Here is a 1387-nt window from a genome sequence, read left to right on the forward strand (position 1 = left end):
TTCATCTTTTTCTGCGGGATACCCCGACCTGCTTCGCTGAGGTCGGGGAGGGATAGCAGGTCAAACTTGGTGGCTCGATGCCATCAAGTTTGACAATCTCCGAGTTGGCAGCACGATTAATCCCGTGCTTCGCTGTACCAGTCGGACTTTGTTTTTACTGAACTGACCAAGCCGTTTCCAGTTTTGGTCAGAAACAGAAATTTGCTTTTCGGTATCGCCGCTAACCCAACCTCGATAAGTATTAGAGCCGCAGAGTGCCTCAACATAGTCGCCCTTCCTAAACCCGTGCCTCGTAACAGTTCCCCCATACTTGCGGCGTACTCCGCCCTTGACAGGAACCATGAGATGAAGTTGGCGACGCGATACTGGGGGACGGCGAATAACCGTGAAAGGTGCGGGAGTTACATTGACATCACCTTTCCAGCCTCGTGAATGACGGTCAATGATGCCGTACTGAATAAACGCGCTACAAGCTAGAGCAACACCGTCTACAGCATGAGTTGCAGGGATGGCATCACCTTTAGAATGTTTTTGTTTGTGCAATCCTAATTGTTGTCTGATATTGGCAGTTTCCCAGCCTTCAATTTGACTTACTTCACCGTAGTCAGCTAAATTCTGCAACTGCCATTTTTGCCCAACCATCACAGGGCTAAACCCTTTGTCACCACGCGCTTTGACTATTTCGTAAGCAACTGTTGTGATGGGGTAGATCCAAGACAGTTCCTCAAGGACTCTTAACTCCAACTCTCGGTTAGCTCGAATGCTTGGGGGAAGCTTGTTGTTTCGGCGATTGTCAAAACGTTTCTGACGATGAGCGCGTTTTGAGAATGCGATTTTGCGGCTAATTCTTCTGCCTCTGCGCCCTCTTCGCATCATGGCGCGTTGGGACATGCGGTCTTTAACCGTTTTGAATGGCAGTTGTAGATGAGCTAACCACAGGGTAAACTTTGCGGACTGCACTGCTACACCTGTGTACAGCTTGCCTGGGTCTATCCCTACCGCAATTGGTTGCACTTGATCATCACTCTCGTGTAGCACCAACTGAATTTGAAATATCCCAAGGTCGTTGTGTACAACCTTTGCTTTGCCATCTTTCAGCCAACGCCTTGCACGACTGGCTTTTGTTGGCATTAATGCTTTGCCTAGTGGCGATAAAACGGGTACTCGTAACATGGTGATAAACCTTCGAGCAAAGTTGTTAGTCCCCTCGCCCACCTAATCCAGGATGGCTTGCCTTTACGCAACGACTGACCAAACAGTCTTACAGTATGTCCGAACTGGGGAAGTATTCGGAAGTGCGTTGCCTTGATTAGGCTCAGTGGGCTAGTCAAACACGTAAGATTTGGCTCTTACAAGCCCCGTCCCTCTTTAGGGCGGGGTTATTGAC

At 49.1% G+C, this 1387-nt stretch carries 1 protein-coding gene; it reads right to left on the reverse strand.

Going from position 1 to position 1387, the window contains the following annotated elements:
* Positions 1–60 precede the first annotated feature (60 nt).
* Entirely contained in the window at positions 61–1173 is a 1113-nt protein-coding gene (locus ACE1AT_RS21420) for an RRXRR domain-containing protein (RefSeq protein WP_374871988.1), read from the reverse strand.
* Positions 1174–1387 lie beyond the last annotated feature (214 nt).

The sequence above is a fragment of the Pelatocladus sp. BLCC-F211 genome (assembly GCF_041928655.1).
GTDB lineage: Bacteria > Cyanobacteriota > Cyanobacteriia > Cyanobacteriales > Nostocaceae > Pelatocladus.

Bases quoted from the DNA above. Each gene is read 5' to 3' on its own strand.
- ACE1AT_RS21420 (WP_374871988.1), bottom strand. From the start codon at position 1,173: ATGTTACGAGTACCCGTTTTATCGCCACTAGGCAAAGCATTAATGCCA.